Annotated in this window: 5 protein-coding genes; 3 read left to right on the forward strand and 2 right to left on the reverse strand. The window is 58.2% G+C overall.

Annotation, left to right across the window (positions count from 1 at the left end; translation table 11 throughout):
• Positions 1 to 313, reverse strand: a 313-nt coding sequence (locus ACOCD2_RS13855; RefSeq protein WP_305800420.1) for an ABC transporter substrate-binding protein, incomplete at its 3' end; no start/stop codon positions are given.
• Between the two features lie 88 nt (positions 314 to 401).
• Positions 402 to 1,745, reverse strand: a complete 1,344-nt coding sequence (locus ACOCD2_RS13860) for a LysM peptidoglycan-binding domain-containing protein (protein WP_293647852.1) — start codon at positions 1,743 to 1,745, stop codon at positions 402 to 404.
• 156 nt (positions 1,746 to 1,901) lie between these two features.
• Between ACOCD2_RS13860 and ACOCD2_RS13865 the strand changes: the two genes are divergently transcribed.
• The 3 genes from ACOCD2_RS13865 to dnaQ are packed head-to-tail and all read left to right on the forward strand — an operon-like array spanning position 1,902 to position 3,801.
• Positions 1,902 to 2,666, forward strand: coding sequence for a class I SAM-dependent methyltransferase (locus tag ACOCD2_RS13865; RefSeq protein WP_293647854.1), 765 nt, complete (start codon positions 1,902 to 1,904; stop codon positions 2,664 to 2,666).
• Positions 2,663 to 3,103 carry a ribonuclease HI gene (gene rnhA / locus ACOCD2_RS13870; protein ID WP_293647856.1) on the forward strand — a complete coding sequence of 147 codons (441 nt, stop codon included), beginning with the start codon at positions 2,663 to 2,665 and terminating at the stop codon, positions 3,101 to 3,103. Before ACOCD2_RS13865 ends, rnhA begins: the two co-directional genes overlap by 4 nt.
• Entirely contained in the window at positions 3,100 to 3,801 is a 702-nt protein-coding gene (gene dnaQ, locus ACOCD2_RS13875) for a DNA polymerase III subunit epsilon (RefSeq protein ID WP_293647858.1), read from the forward strand. The genes rnhA and dnaQ overlap by 4 nt, the downstream gene beginning before the upstream one ends.
• The last annotated feature ends 141 nt before the right edge of the window (positions 3,802 to 3,942 follow it).

The raw sequence follows: 3,942 nt of genomic DNA on the forward strand, positions 1-3,942 counted from the left end.
CCGGGTCGCCGTTGGACCACTTTGCATTCTTGCGGATGTGAAAGACATAGGTCTTGCCCTCGTCGCTGATTTCCCAGGATTCGGCAGTGCCGGGGATGACCGTGCCGTCCGGCGCTTCGATGGTCAGGCCTTCATAGAGATCCCGGAGGATGTTGGACGAAGGCACACCTTCGGCCTTGTGGGGATCCAGCGTCTGCACTTCGGCACCATTGCCGCGGTGCAGAACCTGCTCTTTGGCAAGATTTTCCGGGCGCGGGACAGCGGCACCGGAATACAGCAGGGCGGCGAGCATCAGCAGCATCAGCCTGTTCATAAGCAATCCTCGGGAAGATTATTGGTATTGTCGGGGCGGTCTGCCATTCGGCATTGAACGGTGCTGTTCAGGTAAGGAAACAGCCACCCTACAGGGTCCTCACCACGGTGAGTTCCTGGCCGGGTTTCAGTCTGTCGCCGGCAAGCTGGTTCCACTTTTTTAGGTCGGTGATCTTGACCCCGAACTGCTTGGCGATGGCGTACAGGGAATCGCCTTTCCTTACGTGATAGCGAACCTTTCTGTTGCTGCTGGAAGCGACGTCGACCGAAGCAGCGGCAGTGCTGCCGGACAGGGGGATCATCAGGTGGGCGCCGGCACGGATGCGGTGGTTCTTCAGGTTGTTGGTCTGCATCAGTGCCTGTACGCTGACGCCAAAATGCCTGGCGATCCGGCTAAGATTGTCACCGCGCCGGATGCGGTAACGTGTCCAGCGCAGACGCTGGTCTTCGGGCAGTGTGGCGAGTTTTTCGGAGAATTCTTCCGCCTTGTCTGCGGGAAGCAGCAGGTAGTGGGGACCATCGGGGTGAGTGGCCCAGCGGTTGAAACCGGCATTCAGCAGCAGCAGGTCCTCAGTCTTCATCCCCGCCAGTTTGGCTGCCACCTTGAGGTCGAGTTGCTCGCCGATGGGAACCCTGACGAAACGCAATTCGTTCTCGATGGCTGGCAGCACCATACCGTACCGCTCAGGTTGTCTGATGATGTGAGACAGCGCCAGCAGACGGGGAACATACTGCCGTGTCTCCGCCGGCAGGTCCAGCGACCAGAAATCGGTGGGCTTGTCCTGTTCAAGATTCTTTCGGAGGGCTCTGGCAACAGTACCGCCTCCGGCATTGTAGGCGGCGATGGCCAGCAGCCAGTCGTCATCGAAGCGTTTGTACAGTTTTTGCAGATAACCCAGCGCTGCTTCAGTGGATGCGACAGGATCGCGGCGGGAGTCATACCACCAGTCCTGTTTCAGGCCGAAGTAACGGCCGGTGGCGGGCATGAACTGCCACAGCCCCGCCGCGCCATGGCGTGAATAGGCGGTGGGACAAAACCCGCTTTCAACGCCGGGCAGCAGTGCAATTTCCGAGGGCATGCCGCGTTTCCTGACTTCCTGCAGAATATGGTAGAGAAACGGCTCGCCTTTTTTCAGCTGTCGGGTAAGGGAGTCTCCCCGGCCCACGAAGATCTGTATTTCCCGCTCGATATTGGCGTTGTCTATATCCTGAAGCTGAAACCCACTGGCGAGCTGCTGCCACAAAGTCGGATTCTCGGGCGTTGCAGGAATTTCAGGTTCCGGTGCCGCAAATTCCTCGAGCAGCTCGTCAATATTCGTGGTCTCAGGTTCAGGGATTTGGGCCGAAACCTGGGGCGTCTGTTTCTCAGGGTTGCTGACGCAACTGGCGAGCAGGATGAGAAACGGCAGTAGAAGCAGGATCCGATACGTCATTAATGAAGTGTTGTGCCAACATCCGAAAAACCTATAAATTCCGTCAACTATACGAAAATCCCCGCCATTATTCCACTGCAAAAACGGTCCCAAGAACCGTGTCCGGTATCAAAGACGAAGGTTCACAAGTCGGCATAAAGCTCTACAATAGCCGGCATGAGCAATGGTCTTGACTACAGGCATCAGGTTGCCGCGCTGAATCAGTGGTTCGGGACCGATCTGGGTGAAATGGTGCTGGCGCAGGAATCTCTTGTACTGCAAGAGCTTGCAAAAACGCTTTTTGGCTATTATCTGCTGGAGCTGGGACTGCTGTGCCGGCCCCTCGACTACATGCAGTTCTCTCCTATCCGCAGCAGGGTGCGGGCAGGTCCCTGTCACGATGAGCACAGTGAACTGGTGACCCTGCCTGAACAACTGCCCCTGGCCGGGGATACCATCGATGCGGTGGTTCTTCCCCACACGCTGGATTTTGTGGTGGATCCCCGTCAGGTGTTGCGGGAGGTCGAGCGCATCCTCATTCCCGAAGGACGGGTGATCATCACCGGTTTCAATCCCTACAGCCTTTGGGGGCTGTGGCGCCTGATGCCCGGTTCGTCACGCCACCTTCCTTGGAAGGGGCATTTCATCCCTTACGCCCGGCTGCATGACTGGCTGTCCCTGCTGGGCTTCGATGTGGAACAGACGCAGACCCTGCTGTTTCGGCCTCCCTGGAAAAAGGCTTTCCTCAAACAGCGTTTTCCACGTCTGGACCGGATGGGACAGCGCTTCTGGCCCTGGTCTGCCGGTGTGTATGTTATCGTTGCCGTGAAAAGGGTATCCACTCTGACGCCCGTGCGCCCACGCTGGCGCCTGGAGCGGAAGCTGGGCAAGGTGGCGGTACAGCCCCTTGCCAATTGTTCACAGGGCAAACTGGAAAAATGAGCAGTAAGACAGTAACGCTTTATACGGACGGAGCATGCAAAGGAAACCCGGGGCCGGGCGGCTGGGGTGCGCTGTTGCGCTATGGCGAAGTCGAAAAAGAGCTCTGGGGCGGTGAGGAAGCCACTACCAACAACCGCATGGAACTGCAGGCGGTCATCGAAGGGCTGTCTGCCCTTACGCGGCCCAGCAGCATCACTATCGTTACCGATTCCCAGTATGTGAAGAATGGCATGACCCAGTGGATCCACAACTGGAAGCGCAACGGCTGGAAAACGGCAGCCCGCAAACCGGTCAAGAATGCCGACCTGTGGCAGCAGCTGGATGCGCTGGTGCAGAAGCACGACGTGCACTGGGAATGGGTGAAAGGCCACAGCGGCCATCCTGAAAACGAACGCGCAGATCAACTCGCCAACCGGGGTATCGAAGAACTGGCATGAGCAGACAGATCGTACTGGATACGGAAACCACCGGACTGGAGCCCTCACAGGGCCACAGGATCATCGAGATCGGTTGTGTGGAACTGATCGAGCGCCGTCCCACGGGCAACGACTTCCACCAGTATCTGCAGCCGGACCGGGAAATCGATGCGGGCGCCGTCGAAGTGCATGGCATCACCAACGAATTTCTCGCCGACAAGCCCCGGTTCGAAGATGTGGTGCAGGATTTCATGGATTATGTCCAGGATGCCGAACTGATCATCCACAACGCACCTTTTGACGTGGGCTTCATCAATGCGGAGTTGAAGCGACTGGACGGCTGGGACAGCCTGGAAAGCTATTGCAGCGTCACCGATACGCTGGTGATGGCGCGCAAGAAACATCCGGGGCAGCGCAACAGCCTGGATGCGCTGTGCGGGCGCTACGATATCGACAACTCACAGCGTCAGAAGCACGGTGCGCTGCTGGACGCGGAAATACTTGCCGAAGTGTATCTCGCCATGACCGGAGGACAGTCGGCACTGTTCCTGGATGATGCTGACGGCGAATCCGGTAGTGGCGATGCACAGCAGATTCGCCGTTTGCCGGCGGATCGGCCGGCCCTGAAAATCGTGCGGGCCAGCAGGGAGGAGCGGGAGCAGCATCTGCAGTGCCTTGAAAATCTCGAAAAGAGCTCAGGCATCAAGAGCCAGTGGTAGGTTTGGAGGGGGATTCTTGCAACAGGCGCTGCCAGCCATGGAGAGCGAAGCGAAGGCTGGTAGACCCCAGTAGCCGCGAGGCCGCACTGTTTTCCCGGCGTGCCTTGCGCCAGAGGGAAAACAAAGTAGGCCTCCGAACGC

This window comes from Thiolapillus sp., from assembly GCF_048562965.1.
Taxonomy (GTDB): Bacteria; Pseudomonadota; Gammaproteobacteria; order Chromatiales; family Chromatiaceae; genus Thiolapillus; species Thiolapillus brandeum_A.

What these genes read in the sequence shown, in the direction of transcription:
- ACOCD2_RS13860 (WP_293647852.1), bottom strand. Translation starts at nt 1,745, where the DNA reads ATGACGTATCGGATCCTGCTTCTACTGCCGTTTCTCATCCTGCTCGCC.
- ACOCD2_RS13865 (WP_293647854.1), top strand. Translation starts at nt 1,902, where the DNA reads ATGAGCAATGGTCTTGACTACAGGCATCAGGTTGCCGCGCTGAATCAG.
- rnhA (WP_293647856.1), top strand. Translation starts at nt 2,663, where the DNA reads ATGAGCAGTAAGACAGTAACGCTTTATACGGACGGAGCATGCAAAGGA.
- dnaQ (WP_293647858.1), top strand. Translation starts at nt 3,100, where the DNA reads ATGAGCAGACAGATCGTACTGGATACGGAAACCACCGGACTGGAGCCC.